This is a genomic window from Pseudomonas proteolytica, assembly GCF_007858275.1.
GTDB classification, from domain to species: Bacteria; Pseudomonadota; Gammaproteobacteria; order Pseudomonadales; family Pseudomonadaceae; genus Aquipseudomonas; species Aquipseudomonas proteolytica.
This window is the reverse complement of the sequence record NZ_VFEV01000048.1, coordinates 1-22,328: the sequence shown is the minus strand read 5'-3', so window position 1 is coordinate 22,328 and position 22,328 is coordinate 1. Positions and strand designations below refer to the sequence as shown.

Here is a 22,328-nt window from a genome sequence, read left to right as displayed (position 1 = left end):
CCCATGTCTCTCCCCTCCCATGTGCGCCTGGTCGAAGTCGGCCCGCGCGACGGCCTGCAAAACGAAGCACAGCCCATCAGCGTGGCCGACAAGGTGCAACTGGTCGACGCCCTCAGTGCGGCGGGCCTGGGTTACATCGAAGTCGGCAGTTTTGTCTCGCCCAAGTGGGTGCCGCAAATGGCCGGCTCAGCCGAGGTGTTTGCGCAGATCCAGCGCAAGCCGGGCGTGATCTACGGCGCGCTGGCGCCGAACCTGCGCGGGTTCGAGGACGCGCTGGCGGCCGGGGTCAAGGAGGTCGCGGTGTTTGCCGCGGCGTCGGAGGCGTTTTCCCAGCGCAATATCAATTGCTCCATCAGCGAGAGCCTGGAGCGCTTTGCGCCGATCATGGCGGCGGCGCAGCAACAGGGGGTGAGCGTGCGCGGCTATGTGTCCTGCGTGCTGGGTTGCCCTTACGAGGGCCAGGTGGCGCCGGAACAAGTCGCCGCCGTGGCCCGAGAGTTGTATGCCATGGGCTGTTACGAGGTGTCTCTGGGCGACACGATCGGCACCGGCACCGCCGGCGCCACGCGCCGTATGTTTGAGGTGGTGGGCAAGGACGTGCCACGGGCAAAGCTTGCCGGGCATTTCCATGACACCTACGGGCAGGCCATCGCCAACCTGTATGCCAGCCTGCTGGAAGGTATCAACGTGTTCGACAGCTCTATCGCCGGCCTCGGCGGCTGCCCCTATGCCAAGGGCGCCAGCGGTAACGTGGCCACCGAGGACGTGCTGTACCTGCTCAACGGCCTGGGCATCGAGACCGGTATCGACATGGACAAGCTCCTGGTGGCGGGCCAGCAGATCTGTTCGGTACTCGGCCGCCCCACCGGCTCACGCGTGGCCAGGGCCCGTAGCGCCAGTTGAGTAGCGTGCCCGTGGCGATGTGTTACCTCGCGGCTACACATCGGGTAACACGGGAACATATTTTGTCGCATTCTCTGAAGTAAATTTCCTACTAAAAAATTAAATCATTGATTTTAAAGGCTTTTTAAAAGTTGGCACGGCTTCTGCTATCTCTATGGCATAACAAGAATAAAAAGCACCAAACCTAATAAAAATAAGACGTACCGACTCTGACATAACAAAAACAACACGGCAGAGACGCAGCTAACAGATTTTTTTGGAGAAGATGTGCTTCGCAGGGTACGGCGCAAGCCGCCACTCGCAACCGGGCAGAGAACAATAAAACTACCTCAAGGTAGCTACCCACTGGTTGGATCGCGTGCGAAGAAGCAGATCAGCGCTCAAAAAAATACGTTTGCTCTTGACCCCGGATGGGGGTCGCCAAAAACAGCGGTAAAGGGCCACGGTTGCCAAAAACAACAATAGACCGCCCCTCAATAATAAAAAAAGAGCACGTGACAACAAATTAAAGGGGAGCTTCGGCTCCCCTTTGTGCTGCCTGGGTGAAATGAATTTTGTGAGCCACCCTCTACCCCCTGTGGGAGCGGGCTTGCTCGCGAAAGCGGTGGGTCAATTGATAAATACTTGACTGATACTCCGCTATCGCGAGCAAGCCCGCTCCCACACAAGCCGAGCCCCACATCAGGTTTGGGCCAGGCCTCAGGTTTCGCTACGCAGTTGCTCGATCGTAATCTCGCGCATACGAAACTTCTGGATCTTGCCGGTCACCGTCATCGGGAACTCTTCGACAAACCGGAAATGCTTCGGCGTCTTGAAGTGCGCAATGCGCCCCTTGCACCAGGTTTGCAGCTCCAGTTCGTTGGCGACCTGCCCCGGGTGAAACTTGATCCAGGCCACGATCTCTTCGCCGTAGCGCTCATCGGGAATGCCGATGATCTGCACATCGGCCACCGCCGGGTGGGTGAAGAAGAACTCCTCCAGCTCCCGCGGGTACACGTTCTCGCCACCGCGGATGATCATGTCCTTGTTGCGCCCGGCGATGCACACGTAACCCTGCTCATCCATGCTCGCCAGGTCGCCCGTATGCATCCAGCCCGCCTCGTCGATGGCTTCGCGGGTGCCCTCGGGGTTGTTCCAGTAGCCGAGCATCACGCTGTAGCCACGGGTGCACAGCTCGCCGATCTGCCCGCGCGGCACGGTGTTGCCGGCTTCGTCGATGATCTTGCTTTCCAACTGGGGTTGCGTGCGCCCGACCGTGGTCACGCGCCGCTCCAGGTCGTCATCGGCCCCGGTCTGCAGCGACACCGGGCTGGTCTCGGTCATGCCGTAGGCGATTTGTACCTCACTCATATGCAGGTCGCTGATCACCCGGCGCATCACCTCGATCGGGCAGGTGGAGCCGGCCATGATCCCGGTGCGCAGGGTCGACAGGTCGAACGTGCCGCGTTGCGGATGATCGAGCATCGCGATAAACATCGTGGGTACGCCGTAGAGGCCGGTGGCGCGTTCTTCGGCCACGGCGGCCAGGGTCAGCAGCGGGTCGAAGCCGTCATTGGGATAGATCATGGTCGTGCCATGGGTGATGCAGCCCAGGTTGCCCATGACCATCCCGAAGCAATGGTAGAGCGGCACGGGGATCACCAGGCGGTCCTGGGCGCTCAGGCCCAGGCTTTCGCCGACCATGTAGCCGTTGTTGAGGATGTTGTGGTGGCTGAGGGTGGCGCCCTTGGGGAAGCCCGTGGTGCCGGAGGTGTACTGGATGTTGACGGGTTGATCGAAGTGCAGGCTGGCCTCGCGGTGATGCAGCTGTTGCGGGGGGATGCCCGTACCCAGGGCCGACAATTGCGACCAGGGCAGGAACCCCGAGGGCGGTCGCGCATCCAGGCTGATCACCCCGCGCAGTTCAGGTAACAGCTCGCAGCGCAATTGGCCGATGCCCTGCTCCGCCAGTTCCGGTACCAGCGCCTGCAGCATCCCGTGGTAGTCGGAGGATTTGAACGAACCGGCACAGATCAACCACTGGCAGCCCGATTGCTTGAGCACGTATTCCAACTCGCTACTGCGGTAGGCCGGGTTGATGTTGACCAGGATCACCCCGAGCTTGGCACTGGCCACCTGGCTGATGCACCACTGCGCGCAGTTCGGCGCCCAGATGCCAAGACGATCCCCGGCTTGCAACCCCAGGGCCAGCAGAGCGCGGGCGTGCAGGTCCACAGCTTCGGCCAATTGCTGCCAGGTGTAGCGCAACTGCTGATGGCGCACCACCAGGGCCTCGCCCTGCGGGTACTGCGCCACCGTGCGGTCGAATGCCTGGCCAATGGTCATGGCCAGCAGGGCCTTGTCCTGTGGGCCACGGCTGTAGCTCTGATTCGGTTGATCCATGACGACCCCTATTGTCTTTTTTGTAGGTGGACGGTGCGCCGGTCAGGCGCGAGCTTGACGTTAACGTAAGCTACGATTGACAGTCATGCAACGCAAGTTTACGTTAACGTAAAGGTGATCGCCCAATGGCGTCGCCAGCCCCACAACAATAATGTTTATAGGTGCCCTCCCATGAGTTACCCGACCCTGAACTTCGCCCTCGGTGAAACCATCGACATGCTGCGCGACCAGGTGCAGGCCTTCGTGGCCAAGGAGCTGGCGCCCCGGGCAGCACAGATCGATATCGACAACCTGTTCCCCGTGGATATGTGGCGCAAGTTCGGTGACATGGGCCTGTTGGGCATCACCGTGCCGGAAGAATACGGCGGTGCCGGCCTGGGTTACCTGGCCCACGTGGTGGCTATGGAAGAAATCAGCCGTGGCTCGGCCTCGGTGGCATTGTCCTACGGCGCGCACTCCAACCTGTGCGTCAACCAGATCAACCGCAACGGCAGCCACGAGCAAAAGCTCAAGTACCTGCCCAAGCTGATCAGCGGCGAGCACATTGGCGCCCTGGCCATGAGCGAGCCCAATGCCGGTTCTGATGTGGTCTCGATGAAGCTGCGCGCCGATAAGCGCGGCAGCGTGTATGTGCTCAACGGCAGCAAGACCTGGATCACCAACGGTCCCGATGCCCACACCTACGTGATCTATGCCAAGACCGACCTGGAAAAAGGCGCCCATGGCATCACCGCGTTTATCGTTGAGCGCGACTCGAAAGGCTTCAGCCGCAGCAACAAGTTCGACAAGCTGGGCATGCGCGGCTCCAACACCTGCGAGCTGTTTTTCGATGACGTCGAGGTGCCTGAAGAAAACATCCTCGGCGCGCTCAATGGCGGCGTCAAAGTGCTGATGAGTGGCCTGGACTACGAGCGCGTGGTGCTCTCCGGCGGCCCGACCGGGATCATGCAGGCCTGCATGGACCTGATCGTGCCGTATATCCACGACCGCAAGCAGTTCGGCCAGAGCATCGGCGAGTTCCAACTGATCCAGGGCAAGGTCGCCGACATGTACACCCAGCTCAACGCCAGCCGCGCCTACCTGTATGCCGTCGCCCAAGCCTGCGAACGCGGCGAAACCACACGCAAGGACGCGGCTGGGGTGATTCTGTACAGCGCCGAACGCGCCACGCAGATGGCCCTCGATGCAATCCAGATTCTCGGCGGCAATGGCTATATCAATGAATTCCCGGCCGGCCGCCTGCTGCGCGATGCCAAGCTGTATGAAATCGGCGCGGGCACCAGCGAGATCCGGCGCATGTTGATTGGCCGCGAACTGTTCAACGAAACCCGCTGAGGGAGTGCACCATGGCCACCCTGCACACCCAACTCAACCCACGCTCGGCAGAATTCGCCACCAACAGCGCGGCAATGCTCAAACAGGTCGACGCCCTGCACACCCTGCTCGCCCAGGTCCAGCAAGGCGGCGGCAGCAAGGCCCAGGAGCGCCACACTTCCCGGGGCAAGCTGTTGCCGCGCGAACGCATCAACCGCCTGCTCGACCCGGGCTCGGCATTCCTTGAGCTCAGCCAACTGGCGGCGTATCAGGTCTACGGTGAAGAGGTGCCGGCCGCTGGCGTGATCGCCGGGATCGGCCGGGTCGAAGGCGTGGAATGCATGATCGTCGCCAACGACGCCACGGTAAAAGGTGGCTCCTACTACCCGCTGACCGTGAAAAAACACCTGCGCGCGCAAACCATTGCCGAGCAGAACCGCCTGCCCTGCATCTACCTGGTGGATTCCGGCGGCGCCAACCTGCCGCGCCAGGATGAAGTGTTTCCCGACCGCGAGCACTTTGGGCGGATCTTCTTCAACCAGGCCAACATGAGCGCCCAAGGCATCCCGCAGATTGCCGTGGTCATGGGCTCCTGCACCGCCGGTGGTGCCTATGTGCCAGCGATGGCCGACGAAGCGATCATGGTGCGCCAGCAGGCGACCATCTTCCTCGCCGGCCCGCCGCTGGTGAAGGCCGCCACGGGCGAAGTGGTCAGCGCCGAAGACCTTGGCGGTGCCGATGTGCACTGCAAGATCTCTGGGGTGGCCGACCATTACGCCGACAGCGACGAACACGCCCTGGCCCTGGCCCGCCGTAGTATCGCCAACCTCAACTGGCGCAAACAGGGGCAGTTGCAGCAGCGCACGCCAGTCGCGCCGCTGTATGCCAGCGACGAGTTGTATGGGGTTATCCCGGCCGACGCCAAGCAACCGTTCGATGTGCGCGAAGTGATTGCGCGGCTGGTGGACGGTTCGGTTTTCGATGAGTTCAAGGCGCTGTTCGGCACCACGCTGGTCTGCGGTTTTGCCCATTTGCATGGCTATCCCGTCGCGATCCTCGCCAACAACGGCATCCTCTTTGCCGAAGCGGCGCAAAAAGGCGCGCACTTTATCGAACTGGCCTGCCAGCGCGGGATTCCCCTGCTGTTCTTGCAGAACATCACCGGCTTTATGGTCGGCCAGAAGTACGAAGCCGGTGGCATCGCCAAGCACGGCGCCAAGCTGGTGACGGCGGTGGCCTGCGCCAAGGTGCCGAAATTCACGGTGATCATCGGTGGCAGCTTTGGTGCCGGAAACTACGGGATGTGCGGGCGCGCCTATGACCCGCGCTTTTTGTGGATGTGGCCTAACGCCCGTATTGGCGTAATGGGCGCCGAACAGGCAGCCGGCGTGCTGGTGCAGGTCAAGCGCGAGCAGGCCGAACGCAGTGGCCAGGGGTTCAGCGCCGAGGACGAAGCGCAGATCAAACAGCCGATCCTCGACCAGTACGAGACCCAGGGCCACCCCTATTACTCCAGCGCCCGCCTGTGGGATGACGGTGTCATCGACCCTTTGCAAACCCGTGACGTGCTGGCCCTGGCCCTGTCCGCTGCGCTGAATGCCCCCATCGAGCCGAGCCGCTTCGGCGTGTTCCGCATGTAATTGGAGCTGCACCCATGAGCGATTTCAACACCGTTGAACTGGTGAACGACCCCCGTGGCTTTGCCACGCTGTGGTTGAGCCGGCAAGAGAAGAACAACGCGTTCAACGCCGAAATGATCCGCGAGCTGATCATTGCCCTGGATCAGGTGCAAGCCGACGCAACCCTGCGCTTTTTGCTGATACGCGGGCGCGGCAAGCACTTCAGCGCCGGCGCGGACCTGGCCTGGATGCAACAGTCGGCCGAACTGGATTACCACACCAACCTTGACGACGCCCGCGAGCTGGCGGAGTTGATGTACAACCTGGCCAAGCTGAAAATCCCGACCCTGGCCGTGGTCCAGGGCGCGGCGTATGGCGGCGCCCTGGGCCTGATCAGTTGCTGCGACATGGCCATTGGTGCCGATGATGCGCAGTTCTGCCTGTCGGAAGTACGCATCGGCCTCGCACCGGCGGTCATCAGCCCGTTTGTGGTGCAGGCGATTGGCGAGCGCGCGGCCCGGCGTTATGCCCTCACCGCAGAACGCTTCGACGGCCAGCAGGCACAGGCGATCGGGCTATTGGCGCAAAGCTATCCCTTCGATGAGCTGAATCAGCAGGTCGAACAGTGGACTGCCAACCTGCTACTCAACAGCCCGGCCGCCATGCGCGCCAGCAAGGACTTGCTGCGTGAAGTCGGCAACGGCGCGCTCACCCCGGCGTTGCGCCGTTACTGCGAAAACGCCATCTCACGCATCCGCGTCAGCACCGAGGGCCAGGAAGGCTTGCGCGCGTTTTTGCAAAAGCGTGCACCCAGCTGGCAGTCCCAGGAGCCTCGTTCATGAGTTCACCGTTGATTACCTGCGTGCTGGTGGCCAACCGTGGCGAAATCGCCTGCCGCGTCATGCGCACGGCCAAGGCGATGGGCATGACCACCGTTGCCGTGCATAGCGCCACGGACCGCAATGCGCGCCACAGCCGCGAAGCTGATATCCGCGTGGACCTGGGCGGCAGCAAGGCCGCCGACAGCTACCTGCAGATCGACAAATTGATTGCCGCCGCCAAGGCCAGCGGCGCCCAGGCGATTCATCCTGGCTATGGCTTTCTTTCCGAAAACCCAGGCTTTGCGCGGGCAATTGAAGAGGCGGGGCTGATTTTTCTCGGCCCGCCGGCTTCGGCCATTGATGCCATGGGCAGCAAGTCCGCCGCCAAGGCGCTGATGGAAACCGCCGGTGTGCCGCTGGTGCCGGGTTACCACGGTGCCGGGCAGGACCTGGAAACCTTCCGCCAGGCCGCCGAGCGCATTGGCTACCCGGTGCTGCTCAAGGCCACCGCTGGCGGCGGCGGCAAGGGCATGAAAGTGGTCGAGGACGAAAGCCAACTGGGCGAAGCCCTGGCCTCGGCCCAGCGTGAAGCGCTGTCGTCGTTTGGCAATGGGCAGATGCTGGTGGAGAAGTACCTGCTCAAGCCACGCCACGTGGAGATCCAGGTGTTTGCCGACCAGCATGGCAATTGCCTGTACCTCAATGAGCGCGACTGCTCGATCCAGCGTCGCCACCAAAAGGTCGTCGAGGAAGCACCCGCCCCCGGCCTCAGCCCTGCCCTGCGCCAGGCCATGGGGGAAGCGGCGGTACGTGCGGCCCAGGCGATTGGCTATGTGGGCGCCGGCACTGTGGAGTTCCTGCTGGATGCGCGCGGTGAGTTCTTCTTCATGGAGATGAACACCCGCTTGCAGGTGGAACACCCGGTGACCGAGGCCATCACCGGCCTGGACCTGGTGGCCTGGCAGATTCGCGTGGCTCAAGGCGAGCCGCTGCCAATGACCCAGGAGCAGGTGCCGTTGCGCGGCCACGCCATCGAAGTGCGACTGTATGCCGAAGACCCGACCCATGACTTTTTACCGGCCACCGGGCATCTGGCGCTGTACCGCGAATCGGCGCCAGGCCCGGGGCGCCGGGTAGACAGCGGCGTGGAGCAAGGTGACGACGTGTCGCCCTTCTACGACCCGATGCTCGGCAAGCTGATCGCTTGGGGCGAGGACCGCGAACAGGCGCGCCTGCGCCTTTTGAGCATGCTGGACGAGTTTGCGGTCGGCGGCTTGAAGACCAACCTGGGTTTTTTACGGCGCATCATCGGCCACCCGGCGTTCGCCGCAGCGCAGTTGGATACCGGGTTTATCCCGCGCTATCAGGAACAACTGCTGCCTGTTGCAAGCGCGTTGAGCGATGAGTTCTGGCAGGCGGCTGGCCACGCCTTCATACAAAGCCAACTGCCTCGACTGCGGGACGACGATCCCGCCTCGCCGTGGGCTGCGACACAGGGGTTTCGTGCAGGCCTGCCTGCCGAGACATCACTGCACCTGAGCTGCGACGGCCAGGACCGCCTGGTGACGCTGCAAACCACCACTGCGCCGCAACTGCGGGACGAACACCTGCTGATCGAAGACGCAGGGCTTCGCCGCTCGCACCTGGCGGTGCGCCAGGGGCAGACGCTGTTCCTGCGCTGGCAAGGTGAGATGCGCAGTGTGACGCTGTTTGATCCGATCGCCGCGGTCGATGCCGGGCAGGCGCATCAGGGCGGCCTGACTGCGCCAATGAACGGCAGTATCGTGCGGGTGCTGGTGGAGGTCGGCCAGACGGTTGAGGCCGGTACGCAATTGGTGGTGCTCGAGGCGATGAAGATGGAGCACAGCATCCGCGCGCCCCATGCAGGTGTGGTCAAGGCGCTGTATTGCCAGGAAGGCGAAATGGTCGGCGAAGGCAGCGCCTTGGTGGAGCTGGAGGCCCAGCCCTAGAACTTCACCGTGGCTTGTACCACCACGCCGATGATCCGGCAGTCATCGGTGAGCAACGCCTTTGGGTAGGTCGGGTTGAGTGGCACCAGGTAACGCTGGCCGCTTTCTTCCAGCAGCTTGCGAAACGTCGCCTGACTGCTGCCTGCCCATTGGGCCACCACCAGTTTGCCAGGCTCGGCGTCGAGGGCCGGATCCACTAGGATCATCATCCCATCGGCGATGCTCGGCCCGCTGGGCGCGGTCATTGCATCGCCGCTCACCTGGAGCCAGAACGCCTCGCCGTCGGCGTCGTAGTCGCTTGCCTGAAAACGCCCGGATCCGTAGGCCAGACGCTGTTCGTGGACCTGGCAGGGCTGTTTCCAGTCTTTTACCGGGTAGCGAAAGTACGGGTTGTATTGAACGACCGGCGCGACTTTATCGTCTGCCGGGGCGTGGCCTTTCTCGCGAATCACCAGCGCCGCTTCGAGATACCCCAGGCCTAGTTCTTCGAGCACCCGGTTCATGTCGGCGAGGCTCGGTACACGGCGCTTGCCCAGCCAATGGCCAATGCCGCCCTGGGACATGCCCATGCGTGCAGCCAGTTGATTCTGCGTGACCTTGCGGGCCTTCATGTTGGCTTTGACCAACGCTATCCATTTATCCATGGGGCAGACAATACCGGGTGTATTCGCGGCGACAATAAACAGTTTGTAGTAATCAATCAAATGACATAAATACAGATCGTATTATTATCAGTCGTACCTGTTCACCTTCCCACCCAGAGCACCCACCCCATGACCACAACCCCGGATCACTTGGACGGTACACCTGATACCGACGAAATAAAGTTCTTGCAGGGCAGCGACGCAGCTCGACGCGCACTGGATTACTACTTGAAAGAGGATACAGACCCTGCATCGGACGATATGGCCTGGTTCGAGGCCAACCCCACCGTCAGCAGTGAAGAAGCCCTGATCCACGCGTCGGACTTGCTGCGCAGCGCCGCCGCCATCGCGTATGAGCTGGCGAACAACAAGCTGGGAGGCACCCGGGACCTGGCGTTTTCGGTGGTGTATCTAATTGATATGGCCAAGGCCATGCTGGAGCGTCCACTGCAACTGGCAGGCGGGAAAACCTCGTAACCAGGTAGGCGTGCAGGAACAGAAGGAAAAATATTTCTATCTGGTAGATAAAAACATTTGACTTGCAAATGATAATGATTATTATTGCAAGCAACTGGTCGCGAGATCAGTCGATAGACCAAGAGACCTTAGGTCGGACTCTTGGAATATCTCCTCATCAGGCTAATCACGGTTTTTGACCCGGCTCTTTGGCCGGGTCTTTTTTTTGCCAGTTATTCTGGCGTGGCTTCAGGCTAATGAAGACTGTGTGTTGCTTGATGGCGCGCATGGTAGCAAAAGACCATCGCCGAAAGAAAGCCGAGAAAGCGCTCTGGTCCGGTTCTTTCCAAATTAGCACTTGAGAATCAATCTCATAGACTCTAAGCTGCTGCTGCGTCACGGACGACGCCCCCTCCTTTTTCGCAACAATTTGCGTCCCAAACTTTACCCCGCCCCTGTGTAAACTGCCTGTCACATCTCTCATATTCAGGCAACCAGACTATGACCGTGGCCTTGACCTCCCTTAAAATCAGCAGCGATTTCGACAGCGGCAATATCCAGGTACTCGACACCCGCGATGCCCATCAACCGCTGCTGGCGATCAAACCCGATACCCGCAGCCAGCACTTCCAATGGTTCCACTTCAAGGCCGAAGGTATGCACATCGGTCATACCCATACCTTTCGCCTGAGCAACGCCGGCCAGTCCTCCTACAAACATGCCTGGAGCGGCTACAACGCAGTGGCATCCTACGACCATATCAACTGGTTCCGCGTGCCAACACGCTTTGATGGCGAAACCTTGCACATCGAATTCAAGACCGAGCAAAAACACGCCTGGCTCGCCTACTTCGAACCCTACAGCCGCGAGCGTCACGCCTGGTTGATCGACCGAGCGCTGAACCGCGCAGGCACCCAATTGCTGGCAACTGGCAAAAGCATCGAGGGCCGCGATATCCCCCTGCTGCGCCGTGGCAAGGGCGGTGCGGGGCAACGCAAAGTGTGGATCATCGCCCAGCAGCACCCCGGCGAGCACATGGCTGAATGGTTTATGGAAGGCATCATCGAACGCCTGCAACAGGACGGTGATGATGAGCTGAAAAAACTGCTGGCCGCCGCCGACCTCTACCTGGTGCCGAACATGAACCCGGATGGCGCGTTCCACGGCCATCTGCGCACCAACGCCATGGGCCAGGACCTCAATCGGGCCTGGCAAAGCGCAAGCCAGGAGCAGAGCCCGGAAGTGTTGTTCGTCCAACAGCAAATGGAGAAATACGGCGTCGACCTGTTCCTGGATATCCACGGCGACGAGGAAATCCCCTACGTGTTCACCGCAGGTTGTGAAGGCAACCCCGGCTATACGCCACGTATCGAGGCCCTGGAAAAACACTTTCGCAGCCACTTGAGCGAACTGACCCGCGACTTCCAGACCACCCATGGCTACACCCGCGACTTGCCAGGCCAGGCCAACATGACCCTGGCGTGCAACAGTGTGGGCGAGCGGTTCGATTGCCTGTCCCTGACCCTGGAAATGCCGTTCAAGGACAACGACGATGCACCCGACCCGCATACCGGTTGGTCCGGCAAACGCTCGCTGCAACTGGGCAAGGACGTGCTGAGCAGCGTGGCGGATATCGTCGACGTACTGCGCTGACCCTGGCCAACCCGGGGGGTCATTCAGCCCCCGGATTGCGCCGCCACCCGCAGACATTCCTGCGGCCCGAGCACCCGGCCATCCGCCGCACGCACTTGCAAGGGCTGCAGGGCCTGCCCGTGCTCTCGGTCCAGCATCAACGAATGCGCCTCGCCCTCAGCGTAAAAAAAGCCCTCGCCCCACTGCCGTAACCCAATGATCACGGCAAACAACCCCCTGCCCTTTTCGGTCAACACATACTCCTGATAAGCACTGCCATCGGAGGCTGGGACGATCTCGAAAATCCCATGGGCCACCAGGTTGCGCAGGCGCGCCGAGAGAATGTTCTTGGCCATCCCCAGGCTGCGCTGGAACTCGCCAAAACGGCGGATGCCATCGAAGGCATCACGAATGATCAACAGCGCCCACCCATCGCCAATGGCCTCCAGTGAGCGCGCGACCGGGCATTCGGCTGTTTCAAAGCGGGTGAGTTTGACCATGGATGATGCCTGCCTGACAAAAAATGTAGTTGCAATATAAAACCGGAATACCTACCGTACAACTGGTTTCATTTCAAAACCATAACGAGCATCCAACATGCCAAAATCCCCCTTGAGCGGCGCGGTCGTGCTGCTGTTCGCCATTGCCTGCGGGTTATCGGTGGCGAATGTGTATTACGCCCAACCCCTGCTCGATGCCATGGCCAGCACGTTCGCCATGGACCCGGCCACCGTCGGCATCGTCATCAGCCTGACCCAGGTCGGTTATGGCATCGGCCTGTTATTGCTGGTGCCGCTGGGAGACCTGCTCAATCGCCGCCACTTGATTGTCAGCCAGTTGTTGCTCTCGACCTGTGCGGTTCTGCTGGTCGCGCTGTCCAGCAGCGGCCCGTGGTTCCTGGCGGACCTGCTGCTGACGGGCCTGCTCGCCGTGGTGGCCCAGGTGTTAGTGGCGTACGCCGCCCACCTGGCACAGCCCGAGCAACGGGGGCACGTGGTCGGCCTGGTGACCAGTGGCATCGTGGTCGGCCTGCTGCTGGCGCGCACGGTATCCGGGATCATGGCGGACCTGGCCGGCTGGCGTTCGGTGTACCTGTTGTCGGCCGGCCTGACGCTGCTGATGGCACTGTTGCTGTGGCGTGTGTTGCCCGCCACCGAACAGCCTCGTACGCAGGGTTCCTACGGACAATTGCTACGCTCGGTGTTCAGCCTGTTGCGCGAGGAAAAAGTCCTGCGGGATCGTGCAGTGCTGGCGTTGCTGACGTTTGCCGCTGGCACCGTGCTCTGGACGCCTTTGGTGTTGCCGCTGAGCACCCCGCCATTGTCGTTGTCCCACACCCAGATCGGCCTATTCGGCCTTGCCGGTGCCGCCGGCGCACTGGGTGCGGCCCATGCCGGGCGCCTGGCCGACCGAGGCCGCGCCCAGTGGACCAGCGGTGCAGCCTTGATGTTGATGCTGCTGTCGTGGCTGGCCATCGCCTTCACCCAGTCCTCGTTATGGGCGTTATTGCTCGGCGTGATTACCTTCGACCTCGGCCTGCAAGCCGTGCATGTCACCAGCCAAAGCCTGATCTACAGCGTGCGCCCCGATGCCCAGAGCAGGCTGGTGGCCGCCTACATGCTGTTCTACTCGGCAGGCAGCGCCCTGGGCTCGGTCATGGCCACGATGATGTACGCCTGGGCCGGTTGGCTCGGCGTGTGCGCCCTGGGCGCTGCCATCAACCTGTTGGCCCTGGTTTACTGGCGGTTTACCCTCGGTGCTCAGTCCTTGCCCAGCATGCTTTGCAACACGCCATCACGACGCACCCAGCCATGAAACAACGCCGCCGCCAAATGCAGCAGCACCGTCAGAAACAGTAAATAGGCGAGGTACCCGTGAGCCTTGCGCAACACCGCAAACACCTGGGCATTGGCCGGCACCCACGCCGGCAACTGCACGGTGCTGGAGAGCATCACCGGGTCGCCCGCCGCCGAAATCATCGCCCAACCCAGCAACGGCAACACCAGCATCAAGCCATACAGCAGCAGATGAGACGCCTTGGCCGCCAGCACCTGCCACAGCGGCAAATCAGAAGGCAACGGCGGCTGGCGCGTCGAAAAACGCACCACCAGGCGCACGATCACCAACGCCAGAATCGCAATACCCAAAGGCTTGTGCAGGTGCAGCAGCCACTCATGCCGTTGAGAAACCGACGCCACCATGCCGGCACCGATAAACAGCATGGCGATGACCATCAATGCCATCAGCCAGTGCAGCAAGCGCGCCAGCGGGGTAAAAAACCGGGATGGGGCATTCATGGCTTCGACTCCTGAACCGCGTTGTGCAGTTGGCTGACTTCACCGGTACGCCGCAGATACGAACTGGCATAGGCGGCAGAACGCGCCGCCAGCAGCGGATCGTTGGACGCTTCAATGCCACTCGGCAGGATCAGCGGATCAAAATTGATATCACGACAATCGCCGCTCAGTTGCGGCTGGCTGCTGTCGAGCACCAGCGTGCCGGCATTGAGCACCGTATGCTCGCCAGCCCACACTTTGCTGGCGTCATCCACGGGGTCAGCGGGGTTGGCCAGGGTGATCAGCAATTGCCAGCGCACGGGGCCGGCGAGCAAGCGTTGTTCCAGGTCCTGTTGCAAGAAATCGGCCCCCGCAGGCGCCGCCGCCTCCTTTGTGTCCTGGCTGATTGGCACCACTCCCCAGCGCACGGCCTGGCGCTGGCCATTGGCGTTGATCAGGTAAAACCCATTGATGCCGTTGTAGGACTCGGTGGCATAACTGGCCGAAGGCTTGGCGGTCTTGACCCATGCCAGAAACGGCGCAGCCTCGGGATGGCTGGCAAAAAATGCCGGCATACTGGCCGGGTTCGGCTTGCCGGTCGCCGGGTCCGGAGCGCCCGCCTTGAGCATCTGGTAGAACGCCTCGGGCGTGCCCACCGGGAACACCGGCATGCTGTTCATCCCAGTGCGCCACTGCTGGCCGTTGGCCTGACTGAACTGCAAGGCCAGGCTACGGATCGGCACGCTGCTGTCGGGGGCATACGGGTTGCCGCTGGGCAAGGCAAAACGCCCGATCACCGGAGTGCGTGCCTCGTGGAACACCTGCGCACTGGAATACGCACGCGCCGCAGGACCGCTCTCAAAATAGCCCGCGACACACACGCCCTTGGAATGGTTGCGTCGGTAGCCGGGGTGAACGCCGTTGTTGGTTTCCAGCGCATTGACCAGAGTCTTGGGCCGCAAACGTTGTGGGTCGAGTGTGCCATTGACGTAGGCAAAGGCTCCCGCCACTGCGCCGACAACCACACCGATAGCGGCCAGGCGCAGCAGCAGGCTTGCACGCCCCAACGGCCGACGTGACGGTGATGAGTGATCTACCATGAAATGCTCCGAGGCCCACGGCCACAGGGGAAGGTGCAATAAGACGCTGCTGACGCAGGCTTATTCCCCTGAAGCTGTAGGTATTTTCAGAACAAGTGCCAAGTAGTCCTATTTCTCGGACTCATCCCACCCCTGCTGGCGGGGCGGCGTGCCAAACCGTTGCTCAGGAATCCCAGATCGCGCCGTAGGCCGGTATGCCCCGGGCTTTCATCTCTTCAACCACCCGCCGGGTCAAGGCCTGGTTGGCGATGCAGATCACTGCTTCGGCCCCTGCGGCTTGCACGGCAGCGTAGGCCAACTGCACCAGATCCGGCTTGCCCCGCACATCGGTGTCCCAGATCACCGCGTCGGGTTGTGCCCGCACAATTTCCGCGACTAATTGCGCGCCAAAGGTCTTGGCGGGGCTGCGGGTGGACCACACCAGTTGGATCGGTACCTGCGCCGCCAGCAAATGCGGCATCACCGGGCCGATGCCACTCCCTGTGGCGATGTACACCACCGATTTGAACAAGGTCTCGACGTTGGCCACGCCCGCGGTAGTAATCCCCTTGACCCACACATGCGATGGCAAGCGGTCGATATAGCGCCCCGTCCAATCCCCGGCCCGGGAAATAATCAGGCGAAAACCCGGCTGGCCCGGAGCTGGGATATTGGCAAACGAATGCCACTCCAGCAGCGGCTGGAGACTGATTGCAGTGGACGAGCCGGCAAACGGCGTGGTGTGGCACAGGCGGGTCACTATTGCATGGTCGGACGGTCGGTGATGACTGACCGCCACCCTGCGCAGGCGCAACCAAGGCAGGGCAATACTCAGGCTCAGCAGGAGCAACACCCAGAACTCCATGGCATGCAGCAGCCTGCCCTGGGGTACCGCCATCAGCGTCTGCGCCCAGAACAGCAACAAGGCTGCCCACCCTGCAAACCGATGCACGCGCTCAAAGCCGTTATGGAAGCGACCGCGAATCCACGGCTGCGCCATCACCACCATCAGCACCAACATCCCCAACAACGCCCCACTGACCAGCAACCACGCCGCCGAAACGCTGTGGGGCTGTTGCAGGTAACGCCATCCCTGGCTGCCGACCAGCAACGCGAACCACAACGTCGCCGCCACCGCGCCACCGCTGTGCAGCCCCCCCAGGTGATAGACCTTGGCCGCATGGCGACGGATGCACAGCGGCCACGTCACGGGGATCCGCGTCGCCAGCCAGAACAACCCGTTGATCACGTACTGCTGGCGCACCAGAATCGCCAGGGCCAGGTTGAACATCACCAGTTGCGACACCACCTGCACATCCACAAAAGGCAGCTGCAGGCTGGCCAGCGCAAACCAACCGTTGGCCACCAGCACCAGCGCTACCAGCCGGTTGTAATGAGAAAACAGCGGCGCACCAGACCAACGTCGCCACCCACCAGGCCGTGCAGGCAATGGTGTTTCCATCAACCTGTCAATCATGGGCGGCCACCTGCTTGCAGGGCGAGTTGCTGCCCCTCGGCGCTGTCGCGCGCCCATTGCAGCAGTAAGGTCTTGTCGATCTTGCCGCGCGCCGTCAGCGGCAGATTCTCCACAGCAAAGATCAACGCGGGAACGCAGTAGTAGGCCAACCGCTGCGCGCAGTACTGCCTGGCAGCCGGAACATTCGCACTGGCCGGCGTCACAAACGCCACAAGGTGCTGACTGTCGAACTTCAGCGTCACCGCCCGGCTACACGCCCCACACGCCTCCAAAGTGCTTGAAACCGCATCCAGCTCCACGCGAAAACCACGCACCTTGACCTGATCGTCCACTCGCCCCAGATGTTCCAGGGCCCCGCTGTCGGTCCAGCGTCCCAGGTCCCGTGTGCGAAACATCATCCGGCCCGCCCCCAGGAACGGATCTGGGCAATAACGTTGCGCGGTCAATAGCGGGTTGTTCAGATAACCCGCCGTCACCCCGTCGCCCCCGGCCCACATCTCACCGACCGCCCCTGGCGCGCAGGCCCGCCCGTGTTCATCCAGCACATACACGGTGTTGTTGGGCGTAGGCGTACCGATGGTCAAGGGTGCCCCCGGCGTGTGCCGGTGCAGGGTGTTGACGATGGTGGTTTCGGTAGGCCCGCAGCCGTTGTAGAACACACAATGGGCCGCCCATCGGTCCGCCAGTGCCTGTGGGCACGGCTCACCCGCCACGGCTACCGTCTCAAGGTCGGGGCACTGTTGGGGGTCCAGGGTGCCGAGGATTGACGGCGTTGCGATCAGCACCTGGCAAAGGCGCGCCGTCTGCCCGATATCCTGGGTGCGGATATGCAATGTTGCGCCGTGGGCCAGGCAGCCGAGAATTTCCCAGGCGGCCATGTCGAATGCAATGTTGAGAATCTGCCCGACGATCATGCCCGGCTTCATGCCCAGGTTTCCCGGCGCCGTCAGCAGCACGTTGCACACATTGCGATGGGTCACCTGCACCCCGTTGGGCCGACCCGTGGTACCAGAGGTAAACAATACAAAACACAAGTCGCCGGGGCGGGGCACAACGACGTTCTGGTCTGCGTCCTCTGCCGGCCACGGCGCCTGCGCGAGAAACTCATCTAGGCACACGCACGGCTGATCCGCTGCCAGCGGCAGGCGATCCTTGAACCCCGACAATGTCAGCACCACCTGGCTCGACAACGACTCAAGGATCATCGCCAACTGGGCCGGTGGGGTAATTCGGGCGTCCTGGGGCACATACGCAGCGCCGACTTTCAGCACCGCGAGCATCCCCACCAGCATGGGGATCGAGCGTTCGACAAACAGTGCCACACTGTCGCCCGGCACAACCCCCTGCTCGATGAGGTACGCCGCCAGCCGATTGGCTTGGCGATTCAACTGCCGATAGCTGATGCTCTGGTCCAGCCAGCGGGCGGCTATCGCCTCGGGCGCTGCCGCCGCGTGCGCCTCAAAGGCCTGGTGTATAGAGGTGTACGGCAGTGGGCTGACCGCACCGCATCCCCAGGCCTGGAGGGTATCGCGTTGCTGGGCCGGCAAATGGCCTAGCGCCCTGGTACTGACAAACCCACTACTCGTTGCTGTTGCCGACATCATAGGCTTACTCCTCATCTGGCTCCTGCCCCACAGTGACCGGGCAGTCAGGGCGCTTGATTGAGGAACTGACACGACATTACAGACTTGCGAGAGGCTACAAACGATAGGGAACGAGGCCATTCACTGGATTTATTTTTCCTACAAATGGAATATCCATTGCTGGCTAGCGTCTCCCTGAGCACAGCCCATTGCCACACACGCGCCGCAGGCCATCCATGCATGAACTCGACGAACAGTTGCGTGAGCTACTCCCCAACGCAACGCCAGCAGCGCTGACGACCTGGTGCAGGCCAGCCTTGAGCGGGCCATCGTCCATTGGCGCGACAAACGCGTAGACGGTGACTTGCGGGCCTGGCTGTTCTCGATCCTCTACCGGCAATTCCTCGATGCACACCGCCGCTCCCGGCGCTACGCGCGAATGCTGGAGTTCTTTACCGGCCGCGATGACGCGCAGCCGTCCGCCGAACGCACAGTAATCGCCCAGACGACCCTGCAAGCCTTTGACCAATTGACGAGCGAGCAACGCGCCCTGCTGCTGTGGGTTTCGGTGGAAGGCTTGAGCTACAAGGAAGTCGCCCACATTCTTGAGGTGCCCATCGGCACCGTGATGTCGCGCCTGTCCCGCGCGCGCCAGGCCTTGCGCCAACTCAGCGACGGTGACATCACCAGCCCTTCCCTGCGGAGACTCAAATGATCAGCCTGCCCCCCAGCGAGCGCGACCTGCACGCTTACGTCGATCACCAGCTTACGGAGCCTGATCGACGCCAACTGGACATCTGGCTCGCCGCGCACCCCGAGGTCGCGGACCAGGTCCACGCCTGGCAGCAGGATGCCCAGCACCTGCGCGCGGCCCTTGGCGCCCAGCCTGCGGCCAACGCCGATCTGGACCCGGCGCTGATTCGCCAGCGCCTCAAGCGCCACGCGCGCCGTCGATTCGCCAGTGCGGCCGTGCTGTTGCTCGCGGTCGGGCTCGGTGGCCTGGGGGGCTGGCAAGCGCGGCAGGCCACGCTTGTCACCACGGCACTGCCGATGACCGATGCCCTGCAGGCCTATCGCCTGTTCGCCCAGGACCAGATCATGCCCGCCGACTATCAGGTCCACGACAACGGCGATATGCAAGCCTGGCTCGACCGCTACTTCGCCCAGGCCCATCGCCTGCCAGACCTGAGCCGGGCCGGCTTCAACCCCGTCAGCGGGCGCCTGCTCACCACGGACCAGGGCGCAGCGGCGATGGTGCTCTACGAGAACCCACAAGGCCGGCGCATCAGTTTCTATATTCGCCCACCGGGCCCGCAGAACACCTTGCTGCCACGGGGCAGCCGCAGTGCCGACGGGCTCCAGGCCCAATACTGGTCCAGCCCCGGCTACAACTACGCGATGGTCAGCCCAGAGGACGAACCGACCACGCGCTTGCTCAAGCAAACCACACGGTTCTAGGACGCCAACGCCATGCCCTTTCACGATAACCGCCCCCGTCGCCTGACCTTGCTCAAACGGTTGCTGGGCAAAAAGACCGCCACCGATAGCGCGCCAGCCATTCACCGTTTCTTCGCGGACAAGGCCCGGCAGCAGGCTTACACCCTCAGCCCCAGCCAGTTGCGGGTGATCGATGCCATGGCCCGGCAAACCGCACAATTGTTAGCCAACCGCCCGGCCCGCAGCCTGTACCTGCATGGCGCCGTCGGCCGCGGCAAAAGTTGGTTACTCGACGGTTTTTTCCAGGCCTTGGCGCTGCCCGGCAAACAGCGCGTGCATTTCCATGACTTTTTCGCCCGCCTGCACCGGGGCATGTTTGCCCACCGCCAGCAGGCCGATGCCCTGGGCGCGACCTTGGACCAGCTGCTAGACGGCTGCCGGGTGCTGTGTTTCGACGAGTTCCATGTGCATGACATCGGCGATGCGATGTTGATCACCCGGCTGTTCAAGGCCCTGTTCCAACGCGGCATCCTGGTGCTGGTCACCTCCAACTACCCGCCACAAGGCTTGCTGCCCAACCCGCTGTACCACCAGCGCTTCAAGCCGGCGATCGACCTGATCAGCGCGCGCATGGACGTCATGGAAGTCAGCGCGCCCCAGGACTACCGCGGCTTGGCGCAAAACCACCGGCAGCAGCGTTTCACCCACGGCCAATACGTGTGGCCCGGCACCCCGGCCCAGCGCCGTGAACTGGGGCTGCCCGCGACCGATGGCCCGCCCCTGGCGCTGACGGTCGGCTCGCGGCAACTGCGAGTGCGCTGGCAACAGGCACGCAGCCTGGCCTTGGCCTTCGAGGACCTGTGTGAACAGCCCACCGCCGTGATGGATTACCTGCTGCTGTGCGAGGACTTCGACCACTGGATCATCGACGGCCTGCCCCGGTTGGACGACTGCCCGATTGCCGTGCAACAGCGGTTTATCAACCTGATCGACGTGCTGTACGACCAGGACAAGCACCTGACACTGTTGGGCCAACAGCCACTGGATACGGCCCTGCAAGGCCAGGCGATTGACCTGGCCCGCACCCGCAGCCGCCTGGGCCAGCTGCAACAAATCAGCTCGCCAGCGCTCAAGTCGCTATCATGAGCGCCTTTGCCCTTGTCGAGTGACCGAAGCTGTTCATGGATACCCTTGCCCAACTCAAGGCTGGCCAACTGGCCGGCATCAAGCGCCTGGACCTGTCCTGCGGCCTGACGCAGTTCCCCCGGGAAATCTTCGACCTGGCCGACTCCCTGGAAATCCTCAACCTGAGCGGCAACGCCCTGAGCAGCCTGCCGGACGACTTGCACCGCCTGCCCCACCTGCGTGTGCTGTTTTGCTCGGACAACGCCTTCACCGAACTGCCAGCGTGCCTGGGCCAATGCCAGCAACTGAGCATGGTCGGTTTCAAGGCCAACCAGATCGAGCATGTGCCCGCCGCCGCGCTGCCGTCGCAGTTGCGCTGGTTGATCCTCACCGATAACCGCATCAGCCACTTGCCGGACGCACTCGGTGAGCGGCCCCTGCTACAGAAGCTCATGCTGGCAGGCAACCGCCTGGAGCAACTGCCGGCGAGCTTGGCCCAGTGCCACAACCTCGAGCTACTGCGCATCGCCTCCAACCGCTTGACGCAATTGCCGCAATGGCTGCTGACGCTGCCGCGCCTGACCTGGCTGGCCTATGCCGGCAACCCGGTGGAAAGCGCGGTGGACCTGGTAAATGATGAGGCGACGCCGAATATTCCCTGGGCTGAACTGCAACTGGGCGAAATATTGGGCGAAGGCGCGTCAGGGGTGATTCGCAAGGCGCTCAGGGGAACATCGGGTGCATCTGTCGCCGTCAAGCTCTATAAGGGCACCATCACCAGCGACGGTTCGCCGCTGCACGAAATGCAGGCCTGCATTGCCGCCGGGCTGCATTCCAACCTGATCAAGGTGCAAGGCCGCGTGATCGGCCACCCCACTGAGCAGGCCGCGCTGGTAATGGAGCTGATCGACCCGAGCTACCGCAACCTCGCCGATCTGCCCAGCCTGGCGTCCTGCACCCGGGACGTCTACGACCCTGCCACCCGTTTCAGCCTGGAAGTGGCATTGCGCATGGCGCGCGGCATCGCCTGCGTAGCGGCGCATCTGCACCGGCACGGCATTACCCATGGCGACCTGTATGGCCACAATATCCTGTGCAATGCCGAGGGTGATTGCTTGCTCGGGGACTTTGGCGCGGCATCGTTCCACGCCACGGCAGACACCCTGGAAACCAGGGCGTTGCAGCGCATTGAAGTGCGCGCGTTCGGGGTATTGCTGGGGGAGTTGCTGGAGCGCATTGACGAAGGCTTAAGCGATGAACAGCGCCAAGTGCTGGAGGCGCTGCGTGACAGTTGCTGCCAGCCGCAGGTGCTCACGCGTCCGGCGTTCCAAGAGATCGAGACACTGCTGTCCTCCTTCTGAAACGCCATGCACATGTGGGAATTAGCTTGACCGCGATAGCCATAGGTATCTACACAACTTTGCCGCAACGCCTAGATCCAGGCAGATAGCGCAGTTGTGGCGAGCGGGCTTGCCCCGCGCTGGGCTGCGAAGCAGCCCCAAAACCAGCCGCTGCGGTGTATCTGGTACAACGCATTCGGCTTATTGGGGCTGCTTCGCAGCCCAGCGCGGGGCAAGCCCGCTCGCCACAACTGCGCTATCTGCCTGGAT

At 62.3% G+C, this 22,328-nt stretch carries 19 protein-coding genes and 1 pseudogene; 12 read left to right on the top strand and 8 right to left on the bottom strand.

The window, feature by feature from the left end:
• The first annotated feature begins 3 nt into the window (after window positions 1-3).
• A complete protein-coding gene (locus FIV38_RS26280) occupies window positions 4-903 on the top strand; it encodes a hydroxymethylglutaryl-CoA lyase (RefSeq protein WP_070995483.1) in 900 nt (299 codons plus the stop codon).
• Between the two features lie 699 nt (window positions 904-1,602).
• Here FIV38_RS26280 and FIV38_RS26275 read toward each other — a convergent pair.
• The gene (locus FIV38_RS26275) at window positions 1,603-3,285 is read right to left on the bottom strand and encodes an AMP-binding protein (RefSeq protein WP_092239060.1); all 1,683 of its coding nucleotides are present in this window, start codon (window positions 3,283-3,285) and stop codon (window positions 1,603-1,605) included.
• A gap of 171 nt (window positions 3,286-3,456) precedes the next feature.
• Here FIV38_RS26275 and FIV38_RS26270 point away from each other — a divergent pair, with 171 nt between their 5' ends.
• The 4 genes from FIV38_RS26270 to FIV38_RS26255 are packed head-to-tail and all read left to right on the top strand — an operon-like array spanning window position 3,457 to window position 9,009.
• The gene (locus tag FIV38_RS26270) at window positions 3,457-4,620 is read left to right on the top strand and encodes an isovaleryl-CoA dehydrogenase (protein ID WP_029298352.1); all 1,164 of its coding nucleotides are present in this window, start codon (window positions 3,457-3,459) and stop codon (window positions 4,618-4,620) included.
• A gap of 11 nt (window positions 4,621-4,631) precedes the next feature.
• Window positions 4,632-6,239: a carboxyl transferase domain-containing protein gene (locus FIV38_RS26265; RefSeq protein WP_092239058.1), complete on the top strand. Its 1,608-nt coding sequence runs from the start codon at window positions 4,632-4,634 to the stop codon at window positions 6,237-6,239.
• A gap of 14 nt (window positions 6,240-6,253) precedes the next feature.
• Window positions 6,254-7,060: a gamma-carboxygeranoyl-CoA hydratase gene (locus tag FIV38_RS26260; protein WP_092239056.1), complete on the top strand. Its 807-nt coding sequence runs from the start codon at window positions 6,254-6,256 to the stop codon at window positions 7,058-7,060.
• Entirely contained in the window at window positions 7,057-9,009 is a 1,953-nt protein-coding gene (locus FIV38_RS26255; RefSeq protein ID WP_092239054.1) for an acetyl/propionyl/methylcrotonyl-CoA carboxylase subunit alpha, read from the top strand. The genes FIV38_RS26260 and FIV38_RS26255 overlap by 4 nt, the downstream gene beginning before the upstream one ends.
• On the opposite strand, the gene FIV38_RS26250 is transcribed toward FIV38_RS26255, so the two are convergent.
• Complete coding sequence (locus FIV38_RS26250) at window positions 9,006-9,653, bottom strand: LexA family protein (protein WP_092239395.1); 648 nt, start codon at window positions 9,651-9,653, stop codon at window positions 9,006-9,008. The two genes, FIV38_RS26255 and FIV38_RS26250, sit on opposite strands and share 4 nt — an antisense overlap.
• 129 nt (window positions 9,654-9,782) lie before the next feature.
• On the opposite strand from FIV38_RS26250, the gene FIV38_RS26245 reads away from it, so the two are divergent.
• A complete protein-coding gene (locus tag FIV38_RS26245) occupies window positions 9,783-10,130 on the top strand; it encodes a DUF6124 family protein (protein WP_029298363.1) in 348 nt (115 codons plus the stop codon).
• A gap of 166 nt (window positions 10,131-10,296) precedes the next feature.
• Here the strand turns inward: FIV38_RS26245 and FIV38_RS26240 are convergent, their stop codons facing one another.
• Window positions 10,297-10,509, bottom strand: coding sequence for a hypothetical protein (locus FIV38_RS26240; protein WP_133714916.1), 213 nt, complete (start codon window positions 10,507-10,509; stop codon window positions 10,297-10,299).
• A 101-nt stretch (window positions 10,510-10,610) separates the two neighbouring features.
• Here FIV38_RS26240 and FIV38_RS26235 point away from each other — a divergent pair, with 101 nt between their 5' ends.
• Complete coding sequence (locus FIV38_RS26235; RefSeq protein ID WP_092239052.1) at window positions 10,611-11,762, top strand: M14 family metallopeptidase; 1,152 nt, start codon at window positions 10,611-10,613, stop codon at window positions 11,760-11,762.
• A 23-nt stretch (window positions 11,763-11,785) separates the two neighbouring features.
• Here the strand turns inward: FIV38_RS26235 and FIV38_RS26230 are convergent, their stop codons facing one another.
• Window positions 11,786-12,241, bottom strand: a complete 456-nt coding sequence (locus FIV38_RS26230; protein WP_029298367.1) for a winged helix-turn-helix transcriptional regulator — start codon at window positions 12,239-12,241, stop codon at window positions 11,786-11,788.
• 97 nt (window positions 12,242-12,338) lie between these two features.
• On the opposite strand from FIV38_RS26230, the gene FIV38_RS26225 reads away from it, so the two are divergent.
• Window positions 12,339-13,556, top strand: coding sequence for an MFS transporter (locus FIV38_RS26225; RefSeq protein WP_092239051.1), 1,218 nt, complete (start codon window positions 12,339-12,341; stop codon window positions 13,554-13,556).
• Here FIV38_RS26225 and FIV38_RS26220 read toward each other — a convergent pair.
• From FIV38_RS26220 to FIV38_RS26205, 4 genes are all read right to left on the bottom strand, one after another.
• Window positions 13,502-14,038, bottom strand: a complete 537-nt coding sequence (locus FIV38_RS26220) for a cytochrome b (protein ID WP_092239049.1) — start codon at window positions 14,036-14,038, stop codon at window positions 13,502-13,504. The genes FIV38_RS26225 and FIV38_RS26220 overlap by 55 nt on opposite strands.
• Window positions 14,035-15,117, bottom strand: coding sequence for a catalase family peroxidase (locus FIV38_RS26215; protein WP_092239047.1), 1,083 nt, complete (start codon window positions 15,115-15,117; stop codon window positions 14,035-14,037). The genes FIV38_RS26220 and FIV38_RS26215 overlap by 4 nt, the downstream gene beginning before the upstream one ends.
• Window positions 15,118-15,280: 163 nt before the next feature.
• Window positions 15,281-16,573, bottom strand: a complete 1,293-nt coding sequence (locus FIV38_RS26210) for a ferredoxin reductase domain-containing protein (RefSeq protein ID WP_208602595.1) — start codon at window positions 16,571-16,573, stop codon at window positions 15,281-15,283.
• Window positions 16,570-18,174 (bottom strand): amino acid adenylation domain-containing protein, encoded by a 1,605-nt coding sequence (locus FIV38_RS26205; RefSeq protein ID WP_092239393.1) that lies wholly within the window; start codon window positions 18,172-18,174, stop codon window positions 16,570-16,572. The genes FIV38_RS26210 and FIV38_RS26205 overlap by 4 nt, the downstream gene beginning before the upstream one ends.
• A 218-nt stretch (window positions 18,175-18,392) precedes the next feature.
• Between FIV38_RS26205 and FIV38_RS26200 the strand changes: the two are divergent.
• The 4 genes and pseudogenes from FIV38_RS26200 to FIV38_RS26185 all read left to right on the top strand — a co-directional run bounded on the left by FIV38_RS26200 (window position 18,393) and on the right by FIV38_RS26185 (window position 22,079).
• Window positions 18,393-18,871 (top strand): annotated as a pseudogene (locus FIV38_RS26200) (sigma-70 family RNA polymerase sigma factor).
• On the top strand, window positions 18,868-19,614 hold the full coding sequence (locus FIV38_RS26195) for an anti-sigma factor family protein (RefSeq protein ID WP_092239043.1): 747 nt from the start codon (window positions 18,868-18,870) through the stop codon (window positions 19,612-19,614). Before FIV38_RS26200 ends, FIV38_RS26195 begins: the two are co-directional and overlap by 4 nt.
• 12 nt (window positions 19,615-19,626) lie before the next feature.
• Entirely contained in the window at window positions 19,627-20,739 is a 1,113-nt protein-coding gene (gene zapE, locus FIV38_RS26190) for a cell division protein ZapE (protein ID WP_092239041.1), read from the top strand.
• Window positions 20,740-20,774: 35 nt separating this feature from the next.
• Window positions 20,775-22,079 carry a leucine-rich repeat-containing protein kinase family protein gene (locus tag FIV38_RS26185; protein WP_092239040.1) on the top strand — a complete coding sequence of 435 codons (1,305 nt, stop codon included), beginning with the start codon at window positions 20,775-20,777 and terminating at the stop codon, window positions 22,077-22,079.
• The last annotated feature ends 249 nt before the right edge of the window (window positions 22,080-22,328 follow it).

Coding starts and splice junctions, on each gene's coding strand:
- FIV38_RS26230 (WP_029298367.1), bottom strand. CDS start 12,241: ATGGTCAAACTCACCCGCTTTGAAACAGCCGAATGCCCGGTCGCGCGC.
- FIV38_RS26235 (WP_092239052.1), top strand. CDS start 10,611: ATGACCGTGGCCTTGACCTCCCTTAAAATCAGCAGCGATTTCGACAGC.
- FIV38_RS26260 (WP_092239056.1), top strand. CDS start 6,254: ATGAGCGATTTCAACACCGTTGAACTGGTGAACGACCCCCGTGGCTTT.
- FIV38_RS26245 (WP_029298363.1), top strand. CDS start 9,783: ATGACCACAACCCCGGATCACTTGGACGGTACACCTGATACCGACGAA.
- zapE (WP_092239041.1), top strand. CDS start 19,627: ATGCCCTTTCACGATAACCGCCCCCGTCGCCTGACCTTGCTCAAACGG.
- FIV38_RS26225 (WP_092239051.1), top strand. CDS start 12,339: ATGCCAAAATCCCCCTTGAGCGGCGCGGTCGTGCTGCTGTTCGCCATT.
- FIV38_RS26215 (WP_092239047.1), bottom strand. CDS start 15,117: ATGGTAGATCACTCATCACCGTCACGTCGGCCGTTGGGGCGTGCAAGC.
- FIV38_RS26270 (WP_029298352.1), top strand. CDS start 3,457: ATGAGTTACCCGACCCTGAACTTCGCCCTCGGTGAAACCATCGACATG.
- FIV38_RS26265 (WP_092239058.1), top strand. CDS start 4,632: ATGGCCACCCTGCACACCCAACTCAACCCACGCTCGGCAGAATTCGCC.
- FIV38_RS26205 (WP_092239393.1), bottom strand. CDS start 18,174: ATGTCGGCAACAGCAACGAGTAGTGGGTTTGTCAGTACCAGGGCGCTA.
- FIV38_RS26275 (WP_092239060.1), bottom strand. CDS start 3,285: ATGGATCAACCGAATCAGAGCTACAGCCGTGGCCCACAGGACAAGGCC.
- FIV38_RS26185 (WP_092239040.1), top strand. CDS start 20,775: ATGGATACCCTTGCCCAACTCAAGGCTGGCCAACTGGCCGGCATCAAG.
- FIV38_RS26255 (WP_092239054.1), top strand. CDS start 7,057: ATGAGTTCACCGTTGATTACCTGCGTGCTGGTGGCCAACCGTGGCGAA.
- FIV38_RS26195 (WP_092239043.1), top strand. CDS start 18,868: ATGATCAGCCTGCCCCCCAGCGAGCGCGACCTGCACGCTTACGTCGAT.
- FIV38_RS26210 (WP_208602595.1), bottom strand. CDS start 16,573: ATGATTGACAGGTTGATGGAAACACCATTGCCTGCACGGCCTGGTGGG.
- FIV38_RS26220 (WP_092239049.1), bottom strand. CDS start 14,038: ATGAATGCCCCATCCCGGTTTTTTACCCCGCTGGCGCGCTTGCTGCAC.
- FIV38_RS26250 (WP_092239395.1), bottom strand. CDS start 9,653: ATGGATAAATGGATAGCGTTGGTCAAAGCCAACATGAAGGCCCGCAAG.
- FIV38_RS26280 (WP_070995483.1), top strand. CDS start 4: ATGTCTCTCCCCTCCCATGTGCGCCTGGTCGAAGTCGGCCCGCGCGAC.